Below are 25,158 nucleotides of genomic sequence, written 5' to 3' on the forward strand. Positions count from 1 at the left end.
GGGCACGCTGGTCACGGCCATTGGCTTCATGCCCAATGGCTTTGCGCGCTCCACAGCGGGCGAATACACCAGCAACATGTTCTGGATCGTCGGCATTGCATTGATTGCGTCGTGGGTGGTGGCCGTGGTGTTCACGCCGTACCTGGGCGTCAAGCTGCTGCCCGACCTCAAAAAGGTGGAGGGCGGGCACGACGCCATCTATGACACGCCGCGCTACAACCGGTTTCGCCAGTTGCTCGGCCGCGTCATTGCGCGCAAGTGGATCGTGGCGGCCTCCGTCGTCACGCTCTTTGTGGTTTCGGTGCTGGGCATGGCCGTGGTCAAGAAGCAGTTCTTCCCCACGTCTGACCGGCCGGAAGTGCTGGTCGAGGTGCAGATGCCCTATGGCACGTCCATCGAACAAACCAGCGCCGCCACGGCCAAGGTCGAAGCCTGGCTGGCGAAGCAGGACGAGGCCAAGGTGGTGACCGCCTACATCGGCCAGGGCGCCCCGCGCTTCTTCCTGGCCATGTCGCCCGAGCTGCCGGACCCATCGTTCGCCAAGGTCGTGGTGCTCACGGGCAACGACAAGGAGCGGGAAGCACTCAAGTTCAGGCTGCGCCATGCCGTGGCTGATGGCCTGGCGCCGGAGGCACAGGTGCGGGTCACGCAAATCGTGTTCGGGCCGCCTTCGCCCTTCCCGGTGGCTTACCGCGTCATGGGCCCCAACCCCGACAAGCTGCGCGCAATTGCCGCCGAGGTCGAGGCCGTGCTGCAGGCCAGCCCGATGATGCGCACCGTCAACACGGACTGGGGCCCGCGTGTCCCGACCCTGCACTTCACACTCGACCAGGACCGCTTGACGGCCGTGGGGCTCAGCTCCAGCGCCGTGGCCCAGCAGCTGCAGTTCTTGCTGAGCGGCGCGCCGCTCACGGAGGTGCGCGAGGACATCCGCTCGGTGCAGGTCATGGGCCGGGCTGCAGGCGATGTCCGCCTGGACCCCGCGAAAATTTCGGGCCTGTCGCTGGTGGGGTCGGGCGGGCAGCGCATCCCGCTGTCGCAGGTGGGCAAGGTCGATGTGCGCATGGAAGACCCCATCCTGCGCCGGCGCGACCGCACGCCGACCATCACGGTGCGTGGCGACATTGCCGAGGGCCTGCAGCCGCCGGACGTGTCTACCGCCATCACCCAGCAGCTACAGCCCATCATGGACAAGTTGCCGGGCGGCTACCGCATCGTCGAAGCAGGCTCCATTGAAGAGGCTGGCAAGGCCACCGTCGCCATGCTGCCGATCTTCCCCATCATGCTGGCGGCGACCCTGCTCATCATCGTCCTGCAGGTCCGCTCCATTTCGGGCATGGTCATGGTCTTTCTGACCAGCCCGTTGGGCCTGATCGGCGTGGTGCCCACGTTGCTCCTGTTCCAGCAGCCTTTCGGCATCAATGCGCTGGTGGGTTTGATTGCGCTGTCGGGCATCTTGATGCGCAACACGCTGATCCTGATCGGGCAGATCCGCGAGAACGAGGAGGCCGGGCTGGACCCCTTCCGCGCCCTGGTCGAAGCCACCGTGCAACGTGCCCGCCCAGTGATCCTCACCGCCCTGGCCGCGATCCTGGCGTTCATCCCGCTCACGCACTCCGTGTTCTGGGGAACGCTGGCCTACACCTTGATCGGTGGCACGCTGGCCGGCACGGTGCTCACGCTCGTGTTCCTGCCTGCGATGTATTCGATCTGGTTCGGTATCCGGCCCGTTCGTTCTTCATCTGCATCTGTCTGATTGCCCCACTGCACATCCCTCTTACCAAAAAAGGAACTGCCATGTCGAAATCCAAAGTTGTCGTTGTCACCGGCGTGTCCTCAGGCATTGGTCGTGCTGCGGCCATACAGTTTGCCCAGCAGGGCTGCCGGGTCTTTGGCACCGTGCGCAACACGGCCAAAGCACACGCCATTCCCAACGTGACCCTCATTGAGATGGACATCCGCGACGAGGCGTCGGTGGAGCGCGGCATCCAGACCATCATCGCGCAAGCCCAGCACATCGACGTGCTGGTCAACAGCGCTGGCGTCACCCTGCTGGGCGCAGCGGAAGAAACTTCGGTCGAAGAAGCCAAGACGCTGTTTGACACCAACCTCTTCGGCGTCTTGCGCGTGACCAAGGCGGTGTTGCCCCACATGCGCGCACAGCGCTCCGGCCGCATCGTCAATGTGAGTTCGGTGCTCGGCTTTCTGCCCGCGCCCTACATGGCGCTCTATTCGGCGTCCAAGCATTCGGTTGAAGGGCTGGCCGAAACGCTGGACCACGAAGTGCGCCAGTTCGGCATTCGCGTCTCGCTGGTCGAGCCCTCCTTCACCAAGACCAACCTGGATCTGAACGCACCCCAAACGGTCGCCCGGATCGCTGACTACAGCCAAGAGCTGGACATCGTGTCGAAAGCGATCCAGGGCAACGTACAGAAGGCCCCCCCACCCCAGGGCGTGGCCGACACCATCGTCCGTGCCGCACTCGGGGCCTGGAAGATGCGCCACACGCCCAAGGGCGAGGCATCGCTGCTGGCCAAGCTGCGCCGTTTCATGCCCGCAGGCCCGGTGGGCAAGGGCCTGCGCAAATCGTTCGGGCTGGCGTAACGACTGACATCGCCCCCCGCGCAGCCGCTGGCGGCAAGCCCACCGTGGCTTGCGGCAAGTGCACTGTCTTGCAATTCAACAGGAGAGCATCGTGATGGAAGAAAACAACCCCACAGACTGGGCCACGCAGCAGTCAGACGCCGTACACCGCATGCGCGATAACGGTGGCTTGCCGGGCCTGGCCCGCGCAGAGCAAATCGCAGGCAAGAGCGGCCGCCAGATCCTCGAAGCCATGGTGTCTGGCGAACTGCCCTACCCGCCCATGAACGACACCATGAACCTCGCGTTGCTGGAGGTGGGCGATGGCCGTGCCGTGTTCCAGGGCATCCCGCAGCTGGCCCACTACAACCCGCTGGGCAGCGTGCATGGGGGCTGGTTTGCGTCGCTCCTGGACTCTGCGCTGGGTTGCGCAATTCAGTCCGCGCTGCCTGCGGGGCGGTCTTACACCACGGCTGAAATCAGTATCAAGATCGTGCGGTCTGCGTCCCACAGAACCGGCCCGCTGCGGGCCACCGGCAGGCTGGTTCATGGCGGTGATCGGCTCGCGACTGCCGAGGCCCGCGTTGAGGATGAACACGGCAAGCTGTATGCCCATGCGACAACCACCTGCCTGGTTTTTGACCTTCCTCAAAAAGGCAGGGAATAGAGAGACGCTGTTGGGCTCTCGCGCTGGGCAGGGTGGTCGTTAGCGCGCCAGCAATCGAGACACAAGCGATGCGAAAGATACTGGACCTCCCATCGGCAGCCTCGATTCGAAGACTGCGGACCTGTCGGCTTTTTGACGAGATGGACGATTCTCGGCTGGCCGGGGTTGCGAGTCGCTGCTCTTGGCAAAGCCTGCAGCCCGGGCACATCGCCGCAGGCACCTCCCACGACACGTTTTTCATGGTGTGCGACGGCAAGATGCGCGTGTCGGCCTTGTCTCCCAATGGGCGTGAGTTGTTGATATCGGACTTTGAGCGGGGTGGACATTTCGGTGCCATTGGCGTCCTGGGTGCAAGTGCTGCCTCCCTGCAGGCTCAGGCCCTGGTGCCGTCGCTGCTCGCCTGCCTGAGCCGCGCTGATTTCATGAACTTGGTGCGAGAAGACGCTGCGGTGGGCGGCCGCATGCTGGAGTCACTTCAAGTCGCTACAGAACAACTCATCAGCCGGGTGATTGAACTGGGCATCCTGCGAATTGCCGGGCGGCTTTATAGCCATTTGCTGGAGCTGGCACGCGCGGCGGGTGTGCAGGACAACCAGGCCGTGATTGAGCCCGCGCCGCGCCATGTGGACCTGGCCACACGCATTGCGGCGTCCAGGGAGGAGGTCAGCCGGGAACTGGCGCGGCTTCGGCACTTGGGCATTCTTACCTCAATGCGCCAGGCGCTTGTCCTGCATGACGTCTCGGCCCTGGAGCGAAAACTGCAGGCTCTGTGAGTGGCGCCAGGGCGGCAGATATGATGGTCCGATCCATGGGGCGACGGGAGAAGGATGCCTGTCCTTGTCCCGTGTGTCCCTCAAAACTCCCCTGAAGAAATTTCGCCCTTGCGCATCGCTTCGGCGATGGCCGCGCGCACGGTTGTGCGGTCTGCCGTGGATTGGTACGCCAGGGCGAGCGAGCCAGCGGGGTGAACGCTGCGCGTCTTGACCACCGTGGCGGCCTCGGCAGCCACTTCGGCGCGGGTTCGATGGGTCTCGAACTTCAGTGCGTATTGCGAAGCATCGGCCTCATCGGCATGCGCTCCAAAGGAGGCCAGTGCTGCCACAGCGGACACCGACAGAAGGCGGGAGATTGTGTTCATGATGAAGTCCTTTTCAAGAATGCGCTTCGAAGTCCGTTCAAGCTGCACGGAAGCCGGATCGGACATCCTTGATGCAACCAGACCTTCTTGCGCAGAGAAAATTTTCTTTTCTGGGCACGAACGGGTCTGTGTGATTTCTCACCCGAAATCTCTTTTTGGTGCTCTGGTGAAAGGCGCTCCTTGTGGCGCCACAGCGGCTGTTGCCGGGGCCGTTATGCGCCTCCCTGGGGCTTTGCGAGGGAGCGGATCTTGCCCTGCTGTCGCTCAGAACCGGTACAGGAACCCCGCCGTCACTGCAGGCTGGCTCGACTGGCCCACCAGCGGGCTGTTCTTGATGGCGTTGCCCAGGCGCGTGGTGCTCAGGTCCACAAACATCCACTGCCGTGGCGCGAGGGTGTAGCCCACGCGCACGCCTGCCTGCAGGTTCATCGCTGCGCTGCCTGCGTAGGCGGCACGGCCCGGCCGGGCCTCGTGGTTTTCCACGCCGTAGTAGTAGTCCACGGTTTTGCGGTCTTGCCGCTGCAGGGCCAGTCGCGGGGTGATGTCGAAGGCGCCGGCCTGGAAGCGACGCTCTGCCTGCAGCGTGAGCTGGTGGCCCTTGCTGTGGCCCGAGGCATCGGCCAGCAACTCGGCCGACAGGTCCACCACTCCGGTGTGCCAGGTGGCTACGGCGCCCAGCCACAGGCTGCCCTTGCGCTCGGCCATGCCCGCCAGGTGGGGCGAGTCCTTGGCCTCGTAGCCTTCAAATCCGAAGCGGGAGCGCAGCCGCAGGTCCAAGGGGCCTGCCGCGGGCAGCTTGAAGTCCACGCCGGGGCCCATGATGCTGATCCAGCGGTTTTCGTAGGTGACCAGGGGCAGGGGCTGCACCTTGTGGTCAAAGCTGCGGTAGGGCTTGCGGTCGGTGCTCACGGCCAGGCCCAGGCCCCAGGCGGGCTCCTGGGCGTGTGGTTGCGGCTGCTGGGGCTGCTGCGCCCAGAGGCTGGCGGGTGCCGTTGCAAGGGTCAGCAGGGCGGCCATGGCCGCCAGACGGCGGGGAGAGCAAGACGGGGTGTTGGGGAGATGCGTCATGGTTCAGAAGGGTATGAAGGAGGTGGGTACAGGGCTTGCCAGCGTGGACACCCCGCCGCCGGGGTGGTAGCGTGCGGCAGCCTTGCGCTGGAAGGTCGGGCAGCAGGTCGGCTGGCTGGCGGGGCGACTGTAGGAAGCCTCACTTAGCCCAGAGTTAGCCCCTCGGCGCACGGGGCTGGTGGTCTTCATGCGGCGCTCATCTGGGGCTAAGAATGGCGCGCTAGGCTGCCCCCAGGCCTGAATCCGCACACGCTTTGTCTGAAGGAGAACCTGTTGCGCGCACTGCTGGTGGAAGACGACGACATGATCGGGCGCAGCCTTGTGCATGCGCTCAAGGGCGCGGGCTGGTCGGTGGACTGGGTGCGCGATGGCGCCCTGGCACACAGTGCGCTGGCCGATGGCGACTACCGCTGCGTGCTGCTGGACCTGGGCCTGCCCGGGCTGGACGGCACCGAGGTGCTGCGCCGCGCCCGCGCGCGCGGTGACCTCACGCCCGTGCTGGTGCTCACCGCTCGCGACGGGCTGGACGACCGCATCCAGGGGCTGGACCTGGGCGCTGACGACTACCTGCTCAAGCCCTTTGACGTGGGCGAACTGCTGGCCCGCATGCGTGCCGTGGTGCGCAGGCGCAGCGGCGTGGCCCAGTCCGTTGTGGGCAATGGCGTGGTGCAGCTGGACCTGGCCACGCGCGAGGTGCTGCGCGGCGGCGCGCGCGAAGCCCTCACCGCGCGCGAATTTGCGCTGCTGCAGGCGCTGCTGGAGCGGCCCGGCGCGATCCTCTCGCGCGAGCAGCTCGAGAACCGCATCTACGGCTGGGGCGAGGAGGTCAGCAGCAACGCGGTGGATGTGCTCATCCACGGCATGCGCCGCAAGCTGGGCCCCGATGCCATCCGCAATGTGCGCGGCCTGGGCTGGCGGGTGGCGGCAGCATGAGGGCCGCCGCAGAGACCGGCGGCACTGGCGCCGGTGCGCCCAGCCGCTGGTACCGCCTCCGATCGCTGCGTGGGCAGCTGCTGGCGTGGCTGGCGCCCTGGGTGGTGGTGGGGGCCGTGGTCGCCGGGTGGGCGTTTTATGCGAGCTATGGCTTGGTGCTGCACACCTTCATGCAGACCCAGATGGAAGCGCTGGCGCGCTACCACGTGCCGGTAAGCCAAGGGGAGGAGGCGCCGCCCCTGCCGGTGATGAGCGACGAAAACGTCTTCCAGTGGGGCGCATTCGTGGTGCAGGTGTGGTCTGCCGATGGGCGGCTGCTGGCCAGTTCCAGCGCCAGCCCGCGCGCCGCACTGCCTTTGCAGCCCACACCGGGCCACCGGCTGGTGCAGCAGGGGGCCGGGTGGGAGCAGGGCTGGAGGGTGTACACGGCGCCACCGGCCGCGCCCGGCCAGCAGCGGGTGCAGGTGCTGCAAAGCGAGCAGTTCCTGCAGGAAGAGGTGTGGGGACGCACCCTGTATGTGCTGCTGCCGCTGGCCCTGCTCGTGCCCGCGCTGCTGTTCACGCTGTGGTGGGTGGTGGGGCGTGCGTCGCGCTCGCTGCGGGTGGTGGCGCAAGAGGTGGCCCGGCGCGACGACCGCAGCCTGGGGGCCATCCCCCTGGGCCCGGCGGGCCGGGTGCCCGACGAGATCGTGCCGCTGGTCGCCTCGTTCAACGCGCTGCTGGCGCGGCTGGGCGAGGCCTTTGCTGCCCAGCGCCGCTTTGTGCAGGACGCTGCCCACGAGCTGCGCACCCCCATGGCCGCCATGGCCCTGCAGATGGAAAACCTGCGGCCCTGGGTGCCGCCGGGCGAGGCGCAGCAGCAGTTTGCGCAGCTGGATGCCGGCATGCGGCGCGCGCAGCACCTGGTGGGCCAGCTGCTGCGCCTGTCGCGGCAGGAGGCACCGGCCTCGGCGCAGCCGCCCGCCCCGGTGGACATCACGGCTGTGCTGCGCGACAGCGTGGGCCAGTTGATGCCCCTGGCCGACCAGCGGCGCATCGAGGTGGGTTTTGACGGCGCCGAGCAGGTGGTGGTGCTGGCCTCGGCCGTGGACCTGCGCAGCGTGTTCGACAACCTGCTGGACAACGCCCTGCGCTACACGCCCGAGGGGGGCTCGGTCGAAGTGCGCCTGCACCGGCTGGATGCGGGAGATACAGGGAGCGCGGGCGATGAGGGCGTGGTGGTGGACGTGGTGGACACGGGGCCGGGCATCCCCCCGGACCTGCTGGAGCGGGTGTTTGACCGCTTCTTCCGCGTGCCGGGCACACCGGCCGATGGCAGCGGGCTGGGCCTGGCCATCACCCGGGCGGCGGCGCTGCGTCAGGGCCTGCGGGTGGAGTTGCTGGCACGCAGCGACGGGGCCAGCGGCCTGGTGGCGCGGGTACATCTGTCCTCATTCGCCGCTAAGGCGGTGCTAATGCCGGGCTGAGTCGCGCTTTCTAGAGTGGATGCATGTCCATCCTCCTGAAAGTCATTTCATGACAAAACGCCATCCTCTTGCAATCCTGGCCTGGAGCCTGTTGTTGATGTCGGCCCTGGCTGTGGGCCTTGCCTCGCTGCGTTATGCACTGCCTGGCATGCCGATGTCTGTGGATCTGCCCAGCCTGCAGCAGTCCCGCCAGGCCTTTGTGGTGCACGCGGTCAGCGCATCGTTCGCATTGATGCTGGGGCCGCTGCAACTTCTGGCAGCCCTGCGCACGCGCTACCCTGCAGCCCATCGGTGGACAGGCCGCGCTTATGTGCTGGCCATTGCGGTGGCCTGGGTGTCATCGCTGCCCCTGGCCCTGCACGCCATGACGGGTGTGGTGGCGGCCGCCGGGTTTTTTGCGCTGGGCCTGGTGTGGGTGGCGGCCACGGGCTGGGGCGTGGCCTGTGCTGTGCAGCGGCGGTTTGCCGAGCACCGGCGGTGGATGCTCCGCAGCTACGCGCTCACCGCCGCAGGCATCACGCTGCGCATCTACCTGGGCATGGGCGCAGCAGCCGGGGTGGACATCGAGGTGTCCTACCCCTTCATTGCCTGGCTGTGTTGGGTGCCCAACCTGCTGGTGGCCGAGTGGTGTCTGCGGCGGTCCGGACCGCAGGCCCGGCTATCGCCGCTGGGCGCAGCTTGAAGAAACCCGGTGCGCTGAGGGCGCGTGGCCCCCGGGGGGTCAGCGCACCCGCATCCCTGGCGTAGCGCCTGGCCAGGGGTTCAGCACGTAGATGCCGGGATTGGCCTTTTCGTCGCCGTGGCTGGCGGCCAGCACCATGCCTTCGCTCACGCCAAACTTCATCTTGCGCGGCGCCAGGTTGGCGACCATCACGGTGTGTTTGCCGATCAGGTCGGCGGGCTGGTAGGCGCTGGCGATACCTGAGAAGACATTGCGCGTGCGGCCTTCGCCCACGTCCAGCGTCAGGCGCAGCAGTTTGGTGGAACCCTCCACCGGCTCGCAGTTCACGATCAGCGCAATGCGCAGGTCGATCTTGGTGAAGTCGTCGATGGTGATGGTGGGAGCGAGTTCCTCGCCGCCGGGCGCTGCTACGGTTTCTGTAGCTGCTTGGGCTTGTGCAGCGGGCGCAGGGGGCTCAAAAAGTGCCTCCAGTTGCTCGGGCGTTACGCGCTGCATCAGGTGCTGGTACGGCTGGATGGCCTGCACGTCACCCACCGCGTTCCACTGCTGCATGTTCACGCCCACAAAGCCTTGCACCGCCTGGGCTAGGCCCGGCAGCACGGGGGCCAGGTAGCGGGTGAGGGTGGCAAAGGCGTTGACCAGCACAGAGCACACCTGGTGCAGGGCCTCGTTGTTGGCCGCGTCCTTGGCCAGGTCCCAGGGCTTGTTCTGGTCCACATAGGCGTTGACCTTGTCGGCCAACAGCATGATTTCGCGCGTGGCCTTGCTGTACTCGCGGGTTTCGTACATCTGCGCAATCGCGTCGCTGGCACCGCGCACCTCGGCCAGCAGGGCGGCGCCCGTGGTGCCGAAGTTGGGGGTCAGCTTGCCGTCAAAACGCTTTGTCAAGAAGCCCGCCGCACGGCTGGCAATGTTCACGTACTTGCCGATCAGATCGCTGTTCACCCGCAGCATGAAGTCTTCGGCATTGAAGTCGATGTCTTCGTTGCGTGCCGACAGCTTGGCCGCCAGGTAGTAGCGCAGCCATTCGGCGTTCATGTTCAGGCTCAGGTACTTGAGCGGGTCCAGGCCGGTGCCCCGGCTCTTGCTCATCTTCTCGCCGTTGTTCACCGTGAGGAAGCCGTGCACGAACACGTTGTTCGGCGTCTTGCGGCCGCTGAAGTGCAGCATGGCGGGCCAGAACAGGGTGTGGAAGGTGACGATGTCCTTGCCGATGAAGTGGTACTGCTCCATGGCCGGGTCGGCCATGTAGGCGTCGTAGCTCTCGCCGCGTTTTTCCAGCAGGTTCTTCAGCGATGCCAGGTAGCCCACGGGCGCATCGAGCCACACGTAGAAGTATTTGCCCGGCGCGTCCGGGATCTCTATGCCGAAGTAGGGCGCATCGCGGCTGATGTCCCAGTCACCCAGGCCTTCGCTGGTGGTGCCGTCGGGGTTGGTGCGGACGGTGAACCACTCCTTGATCTTGTTAGCCACCTCGGGCTGCAGCTTGCCGTCTTGCGTCCAGTTTTCCAGAAACTCCACGCAGCGCGGGTCCGACAACTTGAAGAAGAAATGCTCGGAGTGCTTGAGTTCGGGCTTGGCGCCGGAGAGGGCCGAGAAGGGGTTGATCAGGTCGGTGGGCGCGTACACCGTGCCGCACACCTCGCAGTTGTCGCCGTACTGGTCCTTGGCGTGGCACTTGGGGCATTCGCCCTTGATGTAGCGGTCGGGCAGGAACATGTTCTTCTCGGGGTCAAAGAACTGTTCGATGGTGCGCACTTCGATCAGGCTGCCGTCGGCACGGTCGCGCAGGTCGCGGTAAATCTGGCGGGCCAGGTCGTGGTTTTCGGGTGCGTCGGTGCTGTGCCAGTTGTCAAAGCTGATATGAAAGCCGTCCAGGTACTGCTTGCGGCCCGCCGCGATGTCGGCCACGAACTGCTGGGGCGTCTTGCCGGCCTTTTCGGCGGCAATCATGATGGGCGCGCCGTGGGTGTCGTCGGCACCCACAAAGTTGACCGCGTTGCCCTGCATGCGTTGGAACCGCACCCAGATGTCGGCCTGGATGTATTCCATGATGTGGCCGATGTGGAAGTTGCCGTTGGCATACGGCAGGGCGGTGGTAACGAAGAGTTTGCGAGCGGATGACGTCATGAAAAGCGGCTTTCTCAGGCGGAACCCGCGATTTTAGGCGGTCGGCAGCATCCCTGGCCATTGCGGGCCCTGCGCAGGCCTGCCCAGGTCGCGCAGATGCCAATCAGGGCGTGCGTGTTGGCCGCCGATGGCGCCACAATGCCCCGCATTCCAACAACCAACAGGAGACAACACATGGCCGGAACATGGGTAAAGCGGGCAGGGTGGGGCGTGGGGGGCGCCGTGGTGGCGGTGGCTGCCTATCTGGCGGCATGGCCCGTGCCCATACAGCCGGTGGCATGGACGGCGCCTGCGGCGCCCGGCTACCAGGGCGTGCACGCCCCCAACCAGCGCCTGGCCCAGCTGAACATCATCGACCTGAAAGGCGAGGTGGGCCCGGAGCACATCGCCTTGGGCAAGGACGGCAAGCTCTACACCACCGTGCTCAGCGGCAACATCCTGCGCATGAACCCCGACGGCTCGGGCCAGGAGGTGTTTGCCAACACCGGCGGGCGGGTGCTGGGGTTTGACTTTGACGCAGCAGGCAATCTGATTGCGGCCGATGCGGTCAAGGGCCTGCTGTCCATCGCGCCGGACGGCAAACTCACCGTGCTGGCCGACAAGGTGGGCAACGACCCCATCCGCTATGCCGACGCGGTGGTGGTGGCCCAGAACGGCAAGATGTACCTGAGCGACGCCTCCACCCGTTTCGCGCCCAAGGATTGGGGCGGTACGTTTGAGGCCAGCGTGCTCGACATCCTGGAACAGGCCAGCACGGGCCGCGTGATCGAATACGACCCCGCCACCCGCAGCACGCGTGTGGTGGCGCGCGGCATCAGCTTTGCCAACGGTGTGGCGCTGAGCCAGGACGAAAAGCACCTGTTCGTCAACGAAACCGGCAAATACCGGGTGTGGAAGATTGCGGTGGACGCGAATGACCTGGACATCGGCCAGCTCCATGGCCGCACCAGCAGCCAGCCTGGCCCCCAGGCCCGCGTACTGCTCGACAACCTGCCCGGCTACCCCGACAACCTGATGCGTGGGCAGGGCGGCAAGGTGTGGCTGGGTTTTGCCAAGCCGCGTGGGGCGGCCATCGACAACATGGCGGGCAAGCCTTGGCTGCGCAGCCTGACCCTGCGCCTGCCGCGTGCGCTGTGGCCCATTCCCCAGCCCTACGGCCATGTGATCGCATTCACCGACGACGGCAAGGTGGTGGCCGACCTGCAGGACCCGAGCGGTGCCTACCCTGAGACCACGGCCATCACCGAGACCTCCGACCGGCTGTATGTGCAGAGCCTGCACGCGCATGGGCTGGGCTGGTTGCCCAACAAGCCTTAGGGCTCAATCCTGGGGCGCCTCAGGCGGGTTCCCCGTGGTGTCTGGTCTGCACCTCGGCACCGGTATCCGTCCATCCAAAAAATCGGCACACTTCGGCCCGCATGGCAAGGGTGTCGGCCCGGCCCAGGGCCATCAGCTCCTGCGTGTAGCCGGACTCGAACAGCAGGTAGCTGGCCAGCGCCGCGCCGCGCACATCGGCCATGTTGGACGTGACCCCTAGGGCGCCCAGCATGGTGCGCACGGGGCCCGGCAGGTCGCCCACGTGGCGCGCAGCCACGGCGTCCAGGCGCTGTGAGGGTGCGATCACCAGCAGCTCGATGGGGCGCAGCGCGCTGTGCAGGCGTTTTTCTTCGGGGATGAGGGACAGGGTCTGGTTGATGCGCTGCACGCGCTCCACATCCACCGCCAGCGCGTCCAGAAAGATGTTGGACAGCGCATGCCCCGCGATCTGCGCCAGGGTGGGGTAGTTGGGTGTGGGGTTGGCGGCGGCATCGCCCTTGGGCTCGTGCATGCGGCCTGCGCCGATCACCAGGATGCGCTCGGCCCCCAGGTGGATGGCCGGGGCGATGGGCGCCGACTGGCGCATCGAGCCGTCGCCAAAGTATTCGATGTGGTCATCCACCTCGATGCCCTTGGCCGGGAAGATGAACGGAATGGCCGAGGACGCGAGCAGGTGCTCGTGCGTGATGCGGTCGCTGGCGGCTTTGCGCTGCGAGCGCACCCAGGGCTTGACGGGCGTGGCTGCTTCAAAAAAGGTGACGTGCTCGCCCGAGCTGTAGCTCGACGCCGTCACGGCCAGCGCGGTCAGGTGCCCCTTGCGAATCAGCCGGGGCAGGCGCACCAGCGGCACCATCTTGACCAGCAGCTTCTCCAGCGGCGTGTTGTCCAGCAGCGAACGCGGCCGCATGCGCCGCCAGCGCGCCAGGGCCCAGCCCAGCGATACCAGCGTGAGCCAGCGCGCGCCGCTGCGCATCACGCTGAGCGAGTCGGCGCCATACACCTGGCTGGCGTGGAACTGCCGCCACACGCGCGCAATGCGGCGCACGGCCCGGTCAAAGTGGTCGGCCCCGCAGGCCAGCGCGGCCGCGTTGATGGCCCCGGCCGAGGTGCCGGTGATGATGGGAAACGGGTTGGGGCCGTCGCCTTCACCGCAGGCCAGGCGCAGATCGGCAATGGCTTCCAGCACGCCCACCTGGTAGGCGGCACGGGCACCGCCGCCGGTTAGCAGCAGGCCCGTGGCGGGTGTAGACGGCGCGGTGCCAGGGGCTGCGGAGGGGGTTGTGGGCGGCATGGACGGTCGGACGGTGTGAGTCCCCCAGTGTGGAGGGGCGCCCCGGCGCGGTTCATGTGGGAAAACCCGCATGTGCGGGCCACCCCACAGGGGGTTGGGGCGGTCTTAACGCTACTTGAGCAGCAACTGAGCCACCGCATCGCCCTGCAGCACCACGATGCCATGGTCGCGGGCGTAGATGCGGGCGTTGTCGCTGACCTGCCCAAGCGCCGCCACATACACGCCGGCGGAGGCATCGGCCGCGGCCATCGCGGCCTGCAGCTCGCGCAGGGGCTCCACGCCGTGGGTCGCGGCCTTCCAGCGTTTGGCGCTGACCAGCGTGGTCTTGCCGCCCATGGTCAGGCGCATGTCGGCGGCGTTGTTGCCGCCCGCGTTCAGGCGCTCCACGGTGTAGCCTGCGCGCTCCCAGGCCGTGGCCAGGGTGTCGGCAAAGCTGCGCCAGGGCATGCTGGCCACGGCGTCGAGCATTTCGGCCACCTTGGCGGGGTTGGGGGCGCGCAGTTGCTTCCAGGCGGCCATGCAGCCCACCACGAAGATGGGGAAACCCGCCAGCGCGCCCACCACAAAGTATTCCTTGGGCAAAAACGCTCCGGCCGCCAGCGTGATGAGGCCCACCACCACAAAGCTGATCCACCACGGCGAGCGCAGCAGCACGGCAAACAGGGAGTTTTCGGACATCTTGAATTTCACGGGAGGCCTTTTGGGGTGAGTGCGACGGTGCTATGCGGTGCGCATTGTCCTTCAGCGGCAGGGGGCGGGAGCTTGGGAATAGACTACCGGCCCCACAGGAGTTAATTGAATGTCAGTCACCGAACAGGGCCTTTTGGCCGCACTTTCCAGCGTGCTGGACCCCCACACGGGCAAGGATTTTGTCAGCACCCGCGCCCTGCGCAACCTGCAGATCACCGGTGGCGACGTGGCTTTTGACGTGGAACTGGGCTACCCCGCCAAGAGCCTGGTGCCCGAGCTGCGCCGCAGCCTGGTGGCCGCCGCCAAGGGCGTGGCCGGGGTGGAAAACGTCTCGGTCAACATCACCACCAAGGTCATCGCCCACGCCGTGCAGCGCGGCGTGCAGCTCTTGCCCCAGGTCAAGAACATCATCGCCGTGGCCTCGGGCAAGGGTGGCGTGGGCAAGAGCACCACGGCCGCCAACCTGGCCCTGGCCCTGGCCGCCGAGGGCGCCAGCGTGGGCGTGCTGGACGCCGACATCTACGGTCCCAGCCAGCCCATGATGCTGGGCATCAACCGCCGCCCCGAAAGCGACGACGGCAAGACCATGGAGCCGCTGGAGAACTACGGTGTGCAGGTCATGTCCATCGGCTTTCTGGTGGACCAGGACGAAGCCATGATCTGGCGCGGCCCCATGGCCACCCAGGCGCTGGAGCAGCTGCTGCGCCAGACCAACTGGAAAGACCTGGATTACCTCATCATCGACATGCCCCCCGGCACCGGCGACATCCAGCTCACATTGAGCCAGCGCGTGCCCATGACCGGCGCCGTCATCGTGACGACCCCGCAGGACATCGCGCTGCTGGACGCAAAGAAGGGCATCAAGATGTTCGAGAAGGTGGGCGTGCCCATCCTCGGCATCGTCGAGAACATGGCTGCCCACGTGTGCAGCAACTGCGGCCATGTGGAGCACATTTTTGGCGCCGATGGCGGTAAGAAGATGGCCGCCGACTACGGCATGGACTACCTGGGTGCACTGCCGCTGAACATGAGCATCCGCCTGCAGGCCGACAGCGGCAAGCCCACCGTGGTGGCCGACCCGGACGGTGAAGTCGCCGCTATCTACAAGAAGGTGGCGCGCGATGTGGCGGTGAAGATCGCCCAGCAGGCCAAGGACTTCTCCAGCAAGTTCCCCACCATCTCGATCAGCAAGAACACCTGATCTTCCTGAGCCGCCCCGCCGCGCCATGAACCTGCTCGCGTCCCTGCGCTATCTGGTGGCGCTGCACGAGCACCGGCACTTTGGCCGGGCGGCGCAGGCCTGCCACATCACCCAGCCCGCGCTCTCCAACGCGCTGCGCGCGCTGGAAAAGGAGTTTGGCGTGGTGGTGGTGCGCCGGGGGCGTAGTTTTGAGGGCTTTACGCCCGAAGGTGAGCGCGTGCTGGCCTCGGCCCAGCGCATGTTGCACGAGCACCAGGTGCTGCAGCAGGACCTGAGCAGCGATGCCGCCCACCCGCGCGGCACGTTGCGGCTGGGCGCCGTGCCCACGGCCATGCCCATCCTCGCGCGGTTTGCGGCGCAGCTGCAGGCCCGGCACCCGGGCATCGTGCCGGTGGCACTGTCGATGAGTTCGCAGGCGCTGGAGGCAGGGCTAGAGAACATTTCGCTGGACCTGGCGCTGGGCTACACCGAACGCATGCCCGCACGCGGCGGTCCGCTGCGGGCCTGGCCGCAGTATGTGGAGCACTACTTTCTGCTGCGCCGCGCGCCGCGCCCGCCCAAAGGTGCACCGCGTGGACTGCAGATCGGCCCGCCCATGGCCTGGGCCGATGCAGCGGCGCTGCCGCTGTGCCTGCTCACCCCCGAGATGCACAACCGCAGCCTGGTCGATGGCGCCTTCCGCGCTGCAGGCGCCACGGTCATGCCCGCCATGGAAACCGATTCGGTGCTGACCCTGGCGCTGAGCGTGGTGGCAGGCCAGGTGTGCAGCGTGCTGCCCGGTGCGCTGGTCGATGCCGTGCGCGGTCACGACGGGCTGGAGGCGCTGCCGCTTACCGCTCCGGTGCTTACCACGCCGATTGGATTCATGTCGCACCGGCAGGTGCAGCCCACGCGCGCGCTCGATGCCGCACTGGCGCTGGCGCAGGACGCGGACTGGCTGCAGCATGCCGCAGCGCACAGTGGGCTGTTGATCGCCGATTGAGCGCTGACCGCAAGGATTGCGGTGGTTGATTCATGAGCCGTTGTTAACCCGGCCGTTTCATTTGTTTTTGTGATCGACCCATGTGCATCGGCAATTTGACGCCGCCTGCACCCCTGGCCGACACTGCGGCGGCGCGCCTGGCCTATGCAGGCGCCTTCATACAAAACAACGCTCCCACGCCCCCGGTCCATGCACCTTGCCCCTGAAGCCCCTCCCGCAACCGTTGTCGCCACCGTGTCGGTCAGCGACATGCGCGAGCGCATCCGCCGCAAAAGCCGCCTCAAGGGCCGCCAGCCCGAAGACGCCGCGATGGCCGAAGTGGCGCAGCTGCTGGGCCCGCGCCCGGCCACCGGCTTTCGGCGCGATCTGCTCATTGAGTATTTGCACCGCCTGAACGACCACTTTGGCGTGCTGCACGACCGGCACCTGGTCGCGCTCGCCAAGCAGATGAACCTGCCGATGGCCGAGGTGTACGAGGTGGCGAGCTTCTACCACCACTTCGAGATCGTGCGCGGCGAGGAAGCCCAGGCGCCGCGCCTGGTGCTGCGGGTGTGTGACAGCCTGAGCTGCAGCATGGCGGGCGCGCACGAGCTGCTGGCTGCGCTGCCCGACCGCCTGCGTGCGGCCGGTCAGGGTGACGTGCAGGTGTTGGCTGTGCCTTGCGTGGGCCGCTGCGAACAGGCGCCCGTGGCCGTGGTGCACCAGTGCCCGGTGCCGCACGCCACGATAAATACCGTGCTGCAGGTGGTGGAATCCAAGCCAGAAAGGGCGCTTGCGCGCCACCCACAAGCGCTGTCTGCTATCAATTTTGATGTTGCGGCGCTGGCGGAAAAAAGCATCCCCCTGCCACCCGGCGAGGTCAGCCCGGCCCACACCGACCTGGCCACCTACCGCGTCCATGGTGGCTACCAGGTGGCGGCGGCCCTGGTGAATGGCGAGATGGACGCCGAGGCCGTGCTCTCGGCCATGGAGGACTCGGGCCTGCGTGGCCTGGGCGGCGCGGGGTTTCCGGCCGGGCGCAAGTGGCGCATCGTGCGCGACCAGCCCGCGCCACGCCTCATGGCCGTCAATATCGACGAAGGCGAGCCCGGCACCTTCAAGGACCGCACCTACCTGGAGCGCGACCCGCACCGCTTCCTGGAAGGCGTGCTCATCGCCGCCCAGGTCGTGGGCACCGAGGCCATCTATATCTACCTGCGCGACGAATACCACGGCTGCCGCGCGCTGCTGCAGCGGGCTTTGGATGACCTGCGCGCCGAGCCACCATGCCCGCTGCCGCACATTGAACTGCGGCGTGGCGCGGGTGCCTACATCTGCGGCGAAGAGTCCGCGATGATCGAGAGCATCGAAGGCAAACGCGGCGAACCCCGCATGCGCCCGCCCTACATCGCGCAAGTGGGCCTGTTCGGCCGTCCCACGCTGGAGCACAACTTCGAGACGCTGTACTGGGTGCGCGACATCGTGGAACGTGGCCCGCAGTGGTTTGCCAGTTTTGGTCGCCACGGGCGCAAGGGGCTGCGCAGTTTCAGCGTGAGCGGGCGTGTGAAGTTTCCCGGCGTCAAGCTCGCACCGGCGGGCATCACGGTTCAGGAACTCATCGACGAATACTGCGGCGGTTTGCTGGACGGCCACCAGCTCTACGCCTACCTGCCCGGCGGCGCGTCGGGCGGCATCCTGCCCGCCAGTCTCAACAGCATTCCGCTGGACTTCGACACGTTGCAGCCCTACGGCTGCTTCATCGGCTCGGCCGCCGTCATCGTGCTCAGCCAGCACGACCGCGCGCGCGACGCGGCGTTGAACGTCATGCGGTTTTTTGAACACGAAAGCTGCGGCCAGTGCACGCCCTGTCGCGTGGGCACGGCCAAGGCGGCCGCGCTGATGGAAGCTCCGCAGTGGGACGCCGACCTGCTCGACGACCTGGCGCAGGTGATGGGCGATGCCTCCATCTGCGGGCTGGGGCAGGCCGCGCCCAACCCCATTCGCTGCATCCACAAATATTTTCCGCATGAGGTGGGCGAGGGGCCCTGGCCTGGTGACCTGCCCAAGCCGCGCAACAGCCCGCTCACGGAGCAACTGCCCAAGGGAGCTCAGCCATGAGCGGCTTGCACGAAACCGGCGGTGTGGCCTTTGAGCTGGACGGTCAGCCTGTCACCGCCCACCCCGGCGAAACCATCCTGAAAGCCGCGCAGCGCCACGGCGTGGAGATTCCGCACCTTTGCTACACCGACGGCCTGCGCCCCGACGGCAACTGCCGTGCCTGCGTGGTCGAGATTGCGGGCGAGCGCACGCTGGCCCCCAGCTGCTGCCGCGCGCCCACCGAGGGCATGAAGGTTCAGGCCGCCAGCCCCCGCGCACGCAAGAGCCAGCAGATGGTGGTGGAGATGCTGCTGTCCGACATGCCGGACCAGGGCTACCGATGGAACGATGGAGGTATCAATACTCCTGAATTGATAGCTAAAAATGCAGACCCATCAGGCGGTGACGGCCAATTTGATTCAAAAAATACCGCAACCATCGGCCAGCATGGCGAGCTGAGCGCCTGGGTCGATCGCTTGGGCGTGACCGTTCGCCCGGCGCTCCAGGCCCTGCGCCGCGAACAGCCCGCGCCAGACCTGAGCCACCCGGCCATGGCCGTCAACCTGGACGCCTGTATCCAGTGCAACCGCTGCGTGCGCGCCTGCCGCGAGGAGCAGGTCAACGACGTGATCGGCTACGCGCTGCGCGGCTCGAATAGCAAGATCGTCTTCGACCTCGACGACCCCATGGCGGAGAGCACTTGCGTGGCCTGCGGCGAATGTGTGCAGGCCTGCCCCACGGGCGCGCTCAGCCCCAAGACACACATCGGCTCCCAAAAGGTGGACCGCAAGGTCGAATCGGTCTGCCCGTTCTGCGGCGTGGGCTGTCTCATCACCTACAACGTGCGCGATGAAAAGATCATCAGCGTCGAAGGCCGCGACGGCCCCGCCAACCATGGCCGCCTGTGCGTGAAGGGGCGCTTCGGTTTTGACTATGCCCACCACCCCGACCGCCTCACGGTGCCGCTGATCCGCAAGAGCGGCGTGCCCAAGGAGGTGCGGCCCTACGGTGCCGACTGGCGCGATACCTTCCGCGAAGCGACGTGGGACGAGGCGCTGGACCTGGCGGCAGGCCAGCTCAAGGACCTGCGTGACACGCACGGCCACAAGGCGCTCGCAGGCTTTGGCTCGGCCAAGGGCAGCAACGAAGAGGCCTATTTGTTCCAGAAGCTGGTGCGCACCGGCTTTGGCAGCAACAACGTGGACCACTGCACGCGGCTGTGCCATGCGTCCAGTGTGGCCGCGCTGCTCGAAGGTGTGGGTTCGGGCGCGGTCAGCAACCCGGTGAACGACGTGGAGCATGCCGAGCTGATTTTCGTGATTGGCTCCAACCCCACGGCCAACCACCCGGTGGCGGCGACCTGGATGAAAAACGCGGCCCAACGTGGCGCGAAGATCGTGCTGGCCGACCCGCGTGTGACCGACATTGGCCGCCATGCCTGGCGCACGCTGCAGTTCAAGGCCGACACCGATGTGGCCATGCTCAATGCGCTGATCCACACGGTGATCGACGAAGGTCTGGTGGATGAAGCCTTCATCAAGGACCGCGCCAACAACTTCGAGGCGCTCAAGGCCAACGTGATGGGCTGCAGCCCCGAAGCCATGGCGCCCGTGTGTGGCATCCCGGCCGAAACGCTGCGCGAGGTGGCGCGGGCGTTTGCCACATCGAAGGCGTCGATGATCCTGTGGGGCATGGGCGTGAGTCAGCACGTGCACGGCACCGACAACGCGCGCTGCCTGATTGCGCTGTGCGCCGTCACCGGCCAGATCGGCAAGCCGGGCTCGGGCCTGCACCCGCTGCGCGGCCAGAACAATGTGCAGGGCGCGAGCGATGCGGGGCTGATCCCCATGATGTTCCCCAACTACCAGCGCGTGGACAACGCCGGGGCGCATGCGTGGTTTGAAGAATTCTGGGGGACGAAGCTGGACGAGGCGCCGGGCTACACGGTCGTCGAGATCATGCACAAGGCCCTGGCGCCCGACAGCGACCCCCACAAGGTGCGCGGCATGTACATCATGGGCGAGAACCCCGCCATGAGCGACCCCGACCTGAACCACGCGCGCCACGCACTGGCCAGCCTGCAGCACCTGGTGGTGCAGGACATCTTCCTGACCGAAACCGCCTGGCTGGCCGACGTGGTGCTGCCCGCCAGCGCCTGGCCCGAGAAGACAGGCACGGCCAGCAACACCGACCGCATGGTGCAGATGGGCCGCCGCGCGCTGAACCCGCCTGGTGACGCGCGCCCGGACCTGTGGATCATTCAGCAGATCGCGCAGCGCATGGGACTGGGCTGGAACTACGAGGGGGAAGAATCCGGCGTGGCCGCCGTGTACGACGAAATGCGCCAGGCCATGCACGCGAGCATCGAGGGCATCACCTGGGACCGGCTGGAGCGCGACTCCAGCGTGACCTACCCTTGCCTCACGCCCGATGACCCCGGCCAGCCCATCGTCTTCACCGAAAAATTCCCCACGCCCACGGGCCGCCTGCAGCTGGTGCCCGCTAGCGTGATCCCGGCGGCCGAAACGCCTGACGCCGACTACCCCCTGGTGCTGATCACCGGCCGCCAGCTGGAACACTGGCACACCGGCAGCATGACGCGGCGCAGCACGGTGCTGGATGCCATCGAGCCCATGGCCACAGCCTCGTTGCACGGTGACGAGCTGGCGCGGCTGGGGGTGGCGCCAGGGTCCCTGGTGGGCATCCGCTCCCGGCGCGGCAGGGTGCAGGTGCGCGTGCGTCGCGACGACGGCACGCCGCGTGGCACGGTGTTCATGCCGTTTGCGTACGTGGAGGCGGCGGCCAACCTGCTGACCAATGCGGCACTCGACCCGTTTGGCAAGATTCCGGAGTTCAAGTACTGCGCCGTGGCCGTGGAGCGGCTGGAAGTCGCTGCAAGCTGAGGGCAATCAAAGGGTTTTGCAGGCTGCGCTGACCCTGGCCGCGCACCGGGGTACAGTCAGCGCCCATGACAGAGCGCCCCTACACCGACGTTGCCGTGATCATGCGGTGCGAGCACATCGACAACCGCTGGCAGCCCTGGCGCTGGTCGCTGGCCGAGGTGGTGGTCCATGAACCCACCTTCGGCACCGAACCCCGGCCGCTGATCCTGGACGAGCGCGAGCAGCGCTGGCTGTTCCCGGGCTTTCGGGTGGAGCTGTTCCGCGACGATGCCGAGGGTTATCACCTCAACCTCACCTCCCCAGCCCCCTGCTGGTTCGTGATGTGGCGCCGCGACGAAGACACGGGCACAGGGGCCATCCCCCTGGCGCGCCCAGTAGCGGTGAGCCTGAGCTACCACGACGCCGGCCGCTGGCTGGACGCGCAGGAAACCGTGGAGCAGGTGCCTGCCGCCCCCGAAGTGCTGGAGGTGCTGCGCGCTTTTGTGGACGAGCACTACCAGCCCGAGCCCAAGCGTCGCAAGCGCCCCGACAGCTTCCGCCCGCTGCAGGACCGGTTTGGCAACCCCGCTTCGGTGTCTACGGAAAAGACGCGGGGCGGAGGCATGGGAGGAGGGGGCGGCCATGGCTGACGGATTCCTCGGCCGCTGGTCGCGCCGCAAGCAGGATGTGCGCGAGGGCAAGCCGGTGGCGGAGCCCCCGCCGCCAGCTCCCGCGCTGGCGCCCCAGGCCGCCGCACCAGCTCCTGCCACCGCCGCTGTCGCGCCTACCCCCCCGGCACCTGTCGCCGAGCCACCCGCGCCCACGCTGGCGGACGCCGAGGCCCTGACCCCCGCGTCCGACTTCAAGCCCTTTGTGTCCCGTGCCGTCTCGCCCGAGGTGCGCAACCTGGCGATGAAAAAGCTGTTTGCCGATCCGCACTTCAATGTGATGGACGGTTTGGACATCTACATCGACGACTACACCCAGCCCGACCCGCTGCCCGCTGGCATGCTGCGCCAGATGGCCAGCGCCCATGCGATGGGCTTCTTTGACCATGAGAAGCAGGCTGGGGGAGGCGAGGATGCCGGCCCCGCAGGCGCAATAGCCCCGGCGTCCGCTCAGCCTCGGGATGATGCGGGGGCCAGCGGCGCCGCAGACGTGGCACAGTCCGAGGTATGCAACGCTGTTCCTAGCGTTCCCACCAGCGAGCCTGTGCGGGTCGCCCGTTCTGAAGAGGATGGGGTGACCACGCCAGCCAGCCACACCCACGATGACCAAGACGCTCATTTGCGACTGCAACCAGACGATGCCCCTCAACGCCAAGGCGTTGGGCGAGGCACTGCATGAAGACCTGACCCTTCACTCCACCCTGTGCCGGCGCGACGCAGGGGCGTTTCAGAAAGCCATCCAGTCCGGGCAGGACGTGGTGGTGGCGTGCACCCAGGAGCAGCGCCTGTTTGGCGACCTGGGCCAGCAAACCGAAGGCGCGGTGTCGCCCATCCGGTTTGTGAACATCCGCGAAACCGGCGGCTGGAGCCGCGATGCCGCCCAGGCCAGCCCCAAGATCGCTGCGCTGCTGGCAGCAGCGCGTTTGCCCGACCCGCCCCCCGTGCCCACGGTCACCTACAAGAGCACGGGCCGCTTGCTCATCATCGGCCCGCTGGACCTGGCCGAGCAGGCGGCGGCCCTGGTGTCGGACGTGCTGGATGTGACGCTGTTCACCCAGGGCCCCGGCAACGCCGGTGGCGCGCAGGCACGGCGGTACCCGGTGCTGGGCGGGCGCATCACAGGGCTCACGGGCTGGCTGGGGGCGTTCGAGCTGCAGTGGTCGGCCGACAACCCCATCGACCTGGACCTGTGCACGCGTTGCAACGCCTGCGTGGCGGCTTGTCCCGAGAACGCCATTGGGCTCGACTACCAGATCGACCTGGCCGCCTGCCAGTCGCACCGCGCCTGCGTGAAGGTGTGCCAGGTGGCGGGCGCCATCGACTTCACCCGCGATGCCACGGCGCAGACCGAGCGGTTTGACCTGGTGCTGGACTTGCGTTCGTCCACTGCCACGCCCACCTTCCTGCAGCACGCGCTGCCGCAGGGCTATCTGCGCTGGGACGGGCGGGACCTGGGCACGCTGCTCAAGCTGCGCGAGCTGGTGGGCGAGTTCGAGAAACCCAAGTTTTTTGCCTACAAACAAAAACTCTGCGCCCACAGTCGCAACGAAACCGTGGGCTGCAACGCCTGCGTGGACATTTGCTCGGCCGAGGCCATCGCCAGCGACAAGAGCCGCCAGCAGATCAAGGTGAACCCCAACCTGTGTGTGGGCTGCGGCGCCTGCACCACCGTGTGCCCCACAGGCGCGCTGACCTATGCCTACCCCAGTGCGACGGAGCAGGGCACCAAGCTCAAGACGCTGCTGTCCACCTACACCGCTGCCGGTGGCAAGGATGCGGTGCTGTTGCTGCACAGCCAGGAGCGTGGCCAGTCGCTGGTCGAAGAACTGGGCCGTGCCGCCCAGCTCAAGTTGGCGCAGGGCGTGCCTGCCAACGTGATCCCGGTGGCGTTGTGGCACACGGCCAGCACGGGGGTAGACCTGTGGCTTAGTGCCATCGCCTACGGCGCCTCGCAAGTGGTGGTGCTGAGCACTGATGAAGAAGCCCCGCAGTATCTCGATGGTCTGCAGGCGCAAATGGATGTGGCGCAGGCCATCCTGCGGGGCCTGGGCTACACCGGCACCCATGTGCAATTGCTGCGCGCCAACCACCCCACCGCGCTGGACGCTGCATTGCAGGCGCTGGGCCAGACGCGCCAGAAGACCCCGGCCGTGGCGGCCCGCTTTGCGGTGGCGCAAGAGAAACGCAGCACGCTGGAGATGGCGATCGACCACCTGATCGAGCAGGCCCCGATGCCCTTGGCTGAGCGGCCCGAGGCCATTGCTCTGCCCGCCGTAGGGTCGCTGTTGGGCACCATCGAGGTCAACAAAGACCGTTGCACCCTGTGCCTGAGCTGCGTGAGCGCCTGCCCCGCCAGTGCGCTGCAGGACAACCCGCAGCTGCCGCAGTTGCGCTTCATCGAAAAGAACTGCGTGCAGTGTGGCCTGTGCGCCACCACCTGCCCGGAAGACGCCATCAGCCTGCAACCGCGCCTGCTGCTCACGCCCGAGCGCGCGCAGCTGCGGGTGCTCAACGAGGCCAAGCCCTGGGCTTGTGTGCGCTGCAGCAAACCCTTTGGCACGGTAAAGGCCATCGAGGCCATGCTGGGCAAACTCTCGGGCCACCCCATGTTCCAGGGCGAGGCGCTGGAGCGCCTGAAGATGTGCAGCGACTGCCGCGTGATCGACCTGTATTCCGCACAAAACGAGACGAAAGTGACCGACCTGTGAGCGCATCCTCTGCTTCTTTGACATCCCCGGGCAGCAGCTCCGCGCTGGACGAGGAAACCGCGCGCGCCGAACTCTACGGTTTGCTGTCGCAGCTGTACTACGCAGCGCCCAGCCCTGAGCTGATGTCGGCCCTGCGCGTGGCGGTGACCGAGGCGCCCGCCGATGGGGGCTTTCTGCAGGAGCCCTGGCAGCAGCTGGTGGGCGCGGCACGCGTGCAGGATGACGCGGCCATTGCGCAGGAGTTCGACCGCCTGTTTGGCGGCGTGGGCAAGCCCGAGGTGTACCTGTATGGCTCGCACTACCTGAGCGGCTTTTTGAACGAAAAACCCCTGGCCCGTTTGCGCACCGACCTGGACCGCCTGGGCCTGTCGCGCGACGAAGCCATGCCCGAGACCGAAGACCACGTTGCCTACCTGTGCGAAGTGATGCGCTACCTGATCGCGGGCGACGATGTGGCTGTCTGCAACCTGACGGCGCAGCGCGACTTTTTTGCCACACACCTGCAGCCCTGGGTGATTTCGATGTGCGACGCGCTGGCGGCCCACCCGCAGGCGCGCTTCTATGCCGCGCTGGCCCAGTTCACACGGGCCTTTGCGTCGGTGGAGGCCCAGGGCTTCGACATGCTCGATTGATCCGCTGGCGGCCGCAATGGGGCTGCAGCGGGCGCTACAAAAGA

At 66.9% G+C, this 25,158-nt stretch carries 21 protein-coding genes; 16 read left to right on the top strand and 5 right to left on the bottom strand.

The window, feature by feature from the left end; all coding sequences use genetic code 11:
* The 4 genes from AvAM_RS22255 to AvAM_RS22270 all read left to right on the top strand — a co-directional run.
* Positions 1–1,756: efflux RND transporter permease subunit (locus tag AvAM_RS22255; protein ID WP_137749107.1), on the top strand; the 1,756-nt coding region annotated here is incomplete at its 5' end.
* Between the two features lie 41 nt (positions 1,757–1,797).
* A complete protein-coding gene (locus tag AvAM_RS22260; protein WP_137749108.1) occupies positions 1,798–2,604 on the top strand; it encodes an oxidoreductase in 807 nt (268 codons plus the stop codon).
* A gap of 94 nt (positions 2,605–2,698) precedes the next feature.
* Positions 2,699–3,250: a PaaI family thioesterase gene (locus tag AvAM_RS22265; protein ID WP_137749109.1), complete on the top strand. Its 552-nt coding sequence runs from the start codon at positions 2,699–2,701 to the stop codon at positions 3,248–3,250.
* A 140-nt stretch (positions 3,251–3,390) separates the two neighbouring features.
* Complete coding sequence (locus AvAM_RS22270) at positions 3,391–4,023, top strand: Crp/Fnr family transcriptional regulator (protein ID WP_171012369.1); 633 nt, start codon at positions 3,391–3,393, stop codon at positions 4,021–4,023.
* Positions 4,024–4,103: 80 nt separating this feature from the next.
* On the opposite strand, the gene AvAM_RS22275 is transcribed toward AvAM_RS22270, so the two are convergent.
* Positions 4,104–4,388: a DUF4148 domain-containing protein gene (locus AvAM_RS22275; protein WP_137749111.1), complete on the bottom strand. Its 285-nt coding sequence runs from the start codon at positions 4,386–4,388 to the stop codon at positions 4,104–4,106.
* A gap of 264 nt (positions 4,389–4,652) precedes the next feature.
* Entirely contained in the window at positions 4,653–5,456 is an 804-nt protein-coding gene (locus AvAM_RS22280) for a MipA/OmpV family protein (RefSeq protein WP_137749112.1), read from the bottom strand.
* Positions 5,457–5,729: 273 nt separating this feature from the next.
* Here AvAM_RS22280 and AvAM_RS22285 point away from each other — a divergent pair, with 273 nt between their 5' ends.
* The 3 genes from AvAM_RS22285 to AvAM_RS22295 are packed head-to-tail and all read left to right on the top strand — an operon-like array spanning position 5,730 to position 8,537.
* Positions 5,730–6,389 carry a response regulator transcription factor gene (locus tag AvAM_RS22285; protein ID WP_137749113.1) on the top strand — a complete coding sequence of 220 codons (660 nt, stop codon included), beginning with the start codon at positions 5,730–5,732 and terminating at the stop codon, positions 6,387–6,389.
* A complete protein-coding gene (locus tag AvAM_RS26070; RefSeq protein WP_137749114.1) occupies positions 6,386–7,855 on the top strand; it encodes a HAMP domain-containing sensor histidine kinase in 1,470 nt (489 codons plus the stop codon). Before AvAM_RS22285 ends, AvAM_RS26070 begins: the two co-directional genes overlap by 4 nt.
* 49 nt (positions 7,856–7,904) lie before the next feature.
* Positions 7,905–8,537 (top strand): DUF2306 domain-containing protein, encoded by a 633-nt coding sequence (locus tag AvAM_RS22295; protein ID WP_171012370.1) that lies wholly within the window; start codon positions 7,905–7,907, stop codon positions 8,535–8,537.
* A 39-nt stretch (positions 8,538–8,576) separates the two neighbouring features.
* Here the strand turns inward: AvAM_RS22295 and metG are convergent, their stop codons facing one another.
* Entirely contained in the window at positions 8,577–10,667 is a 2,091-nt protein-coding gene (gene metG, locus AvAM_RS22300; RefSeq protein WP_137749116.1) for a methionine--tRNA ligase, read from the bottom strand.
* 174 nt (positions 10,668–10,841) lie between these two features.
* Between metG and AvAM_RS22305 the strand changes: the two genes are divergently transcribed.
* A complete protein-coding gene (locus tag AvAM_RS22305) occupies positions 10,842–11,984 on the top strand; it encodes an SMP-30/gluconolactonase/LRE family protein (RefSeq protein WP_171012371.1) in 1,143 nt (380 codons plus the stop codon).
* 19 nt (positions 11,985–12,003) lie between these two features.
* Here the strand turns inward: AvAM_RS22305 and AvAM_RS22310 are convergent, their stop codons facing one another.
* Together AvAM_RS22310 and AvAM_RS22315 are read right to left on the bottom strand one after the other, a co-directional pair.
* Positions 12,004–13,275, bottom strand: coding sequence for a patatin-like phospholipase family protein (locus AvAM_RS22310; protein WP_137749117.1), 1,272 nt, complete (start codon positions 13,273–13,275; stop codon positions 12,004–12,006).
* 111 nt (positions 13,276–13,386) lie between these two features.
* The gene (locus AvAM_RS22315) at positions 13,387–13,953 is read right to left on the bottom strand and encodes a restriction endonuclease (protein WP_137749118.1); all 567 of its coding nucleotides are present in this window, start codon (positions 13,951–13,953) and stop codon (positions 13,387–13,389) included.
* A gap of 121 nt (positions 13,954–14,074) precedes the next feature.
* Between AvAM_RS22315 and apbC the strand changes: the two genes are divergently transcribed.
* The 8 genes from apbC to AvAM_RS22355 all read left to right on the top strand — a co-directional run bounded on the left by apbC (position 14,075) and on the right by AvAM_RS22355 (position 25,114).
* A complete protein-coding gene (apbC, locus tag AvAM_RS22320) occupies positions 14,075–15,166 on the top strand; it encodes an iron-sulfur cluster carrier protein ApbC (RefSeq protein ID WP_137749119.1) in 1,092 nt (363 codons plus the stop codon).
* 25 nt (positions 15,167–15,191) lie between these two features.
* Positions 15,192–16,148: a LysR substrate-binding domain-containing protein gene (locus AvAM_RS22325; protein WP_137749120.1), complete on the top strand. Its 957-nt coding sequence runs from the start codon at positions 15,192–15,194 to the stop codon at positions 16,146–16,148.
* A gap of 189 nt (positions 16,149–16,337) precedes the next feature.
* Positions 16,338–18,245: an NADH-ubiquinone oxidoreductase-F iron-sulfur binding region domain-containing protein gene (locus AvAM_RS22330; RefSeq protein ID WP_137749121.1), complete on the top strand. Its 1,908-nt coding sequence runs from the start codon at positions 16,338–16,340 to the stop codon at positions 18,243–18,245.
* A complete protein-coding gene (gene fdhF, locus AvAM_RS22335) occupies positions 18,242–21,127 on the top strand; it encodes a formate dehydrogenase subunit alpha (RefSeq protein WP_137749122.1) in 2,886 nt (961 codons plus the stop codon). The genes AvAM_RS22330 and fdhF overlap by 4 nt, the downstream gene beginning before the upstream one ends.
* Before the next feature lie 65 nt (positions 21,128–21,192).
* The gene (locus AvAM_RS22340) at positions 21,193–21,756 is read left to right on the top strand and encodes a DUF3305 domain-containing protein (RefSeq protein WP_137749123.1); all 564 of its coding nucleotides are present in this window, start codon (positions 21,193–21,195) and stop codon (positions 21,754–21,756) included.
* On the top strand, positions 21,749–22,453 hold the full coding sequence (locus AvAM_RS22345; protein ID WP_137749124.1) for a DUF3306 domain-containing protein: 705 nt from the start codon (positions 21,749–21,751) through the stop codon (positions 22,451–22,453). The genes AvAM_RS22340 and AvAM_RS22345 overlap by 8 nt, the downstream gene beginning before the upstream one ends.
* Entirely contained in the window at positions 22,413–24,482 is a 2,070-nt protein-coding gene (locus tag AvAM_RS22350; protein WP_137749162.1) for a 4Fe-4S binding protein, read from the top strand. Before AvAM_RS22345 ends, AvAM_RS22350 begins: the two co-directional genes overlap by 41 nt.
* Positions 24,479–25,114 (top strand): molecular chaperone, encoded by a 636-nt coding sequence (locus AvAM_RS22355; protein ID WP_137749125.1) that lies wholly within the window; start codon positions 24,479–24,481, stop codon positions 25,112–25,114. Before AvAM_RS22350 ends, AvAM_RS22355 begins: the two co-directional genes overlap by 4 nt.
* Positions 25,115–25,158 lie beyond the last annotated feature (44 nt).

Origin of the sequence: Acidovorax sp. NB1 (assembly GCF_005405905.1) — a bacterium.
Classification (GTDB): domain Bacteria; phylum Pseudomonadota; class Gammaproteobacteria; order Burkholderiales; family Burkholderiaceae_C; genus Acidovorax.

Excerpts from the sequence above, each read along its gene's own strand:
- AvAM_RS22260 (WP_137749108.1), top strand. The coding sequence starts at position 1,798 with ATGTCGAAATCCAAAGTTGTCGTTGTCACCGGCGTGTCCTCAGGCATT.
- AvAM_RS22265 (WP_137749109.1), top strand. The coding sequence starts at position 2,699 with ATGGAAGAAAACAACCCCACAGACTGGGCCACGCAGCAGTCAGACGCC.
- AvAM_RS22270 (WP_171012369.1), top strand. The coding sequence starts at position 3,391 with ATGGACGATTCTCGGCTGGCCGGGGTTGCGAGTCGCTGCTCTTGGCAA.
- AvAM_RS22275 (WP_137749111.1), bottom strand. The coding sequence starts at position 4,388 with ATGAACACAATCTCCCGCCTTCTGTCGGTGTCCGCTGTGGCAGCACTG.
- AvAM_RS22280 (WP_137749112.1), bottom strand. The coding sequence starts at position 5,456 with ATGACGCATCTCCCCAACACCCCGTCTTGCTCTCCCCGCCGTCTGGCG.
- AvAM_RS26070 (WP_137749114.1), top strand. The coding sequence starts at position 6,386 with ATGAGGGCCGCCGCAGAGACCGGCGGCACTGGCGCCGGTGCGCCCAGC.
- AvAM_RS22295 (WP_171012370.1), top strand. The coding sequence starts at position 7,905 with ATGACAAAACGCCATCCTCTTGCAATCCTGGCCTGGAGCCTGTTGTTG.
- metG (WP_137749116.1), bottom strand. The coding sequence starts at position 10,667 with ATGACGTCATCCGCTCGCAAACTCTTCGTTACCACCGCCCTGCCGTAT.
- AvAM_RS22305 (WP_171012371.1), top strand. The coding sequence starts at position 10,842 with ATGGCCGGAACATGGGTAAAGCGGGCAGGGTGGGGCGTGGGGGGCGCC.
- AvAM_RS22310 (WP_137749117.1), bottom strand. The coding sequence starts at position 13,275 with ATGCCGCCCACAACCCCCTCCGCAGCCCCTGGCACCGCGCCGTCTACA.
- AvAM_RS22315 (WP_137749118.1), bottom strand. The coding sequence starts at position 13,953 with ATGTCCGAAAACTCCCTGTTTGCCGTGCTGCTGCGCTCGCCGTGGTGG.
- apbC (WP_137749119.1), top strand. The coding sequence starts at position 14,075 with ATGTCAGTCACCGAACAGGGCCTTTTGGCCGCACTTTCCAGCGTGCTG.
- AvAM_RS22325 (WP_137749120.1), top strand. The coding sequence starts at position 15,192 with ATGAACCTGCTCGCGTCCCTGCGCTATCTGGTGGCGCTGCACGAGCAC.
- AvAM_RS22330 (WP_137749121.1), top strand. The coding sequence starts at position 16,338 with ATGCACCTTGCCCCTGAAGCCCCTCCCGCAACCGTTGTCGCCACCGTG.
- fdhF (WP_137749122.1), top strand. The coding sequence starts at position 18,242 with ATGAGCGGCTTGCACGAAACCGGCGGTGTGGCCTTTGAGCTGGACGGT.
- AvAM_RS22340 (WP_137749123.1), top strand. The coding sequence starts at position 21,193 with ATGACAGAGCGCCCCTACACCGACGTTGCCGTGATCATGCGGTGCGAG.
- AvAM_RS22345 (WP_137749124.1), top strand. The coding sequence starts at position 21,749 with ATGGCTGACGGATTCCTCGGCCGCTGGTCGCGCCGCAAGCAGGATGTG.
- AvAM_RS22350 (WP_137749162.1), top strand. The coding sequence starts at position 22,413 with ATGCCCCTCAACGCCAAGGCGTTGGGCGAGGCACTGCATGAAGACCTG.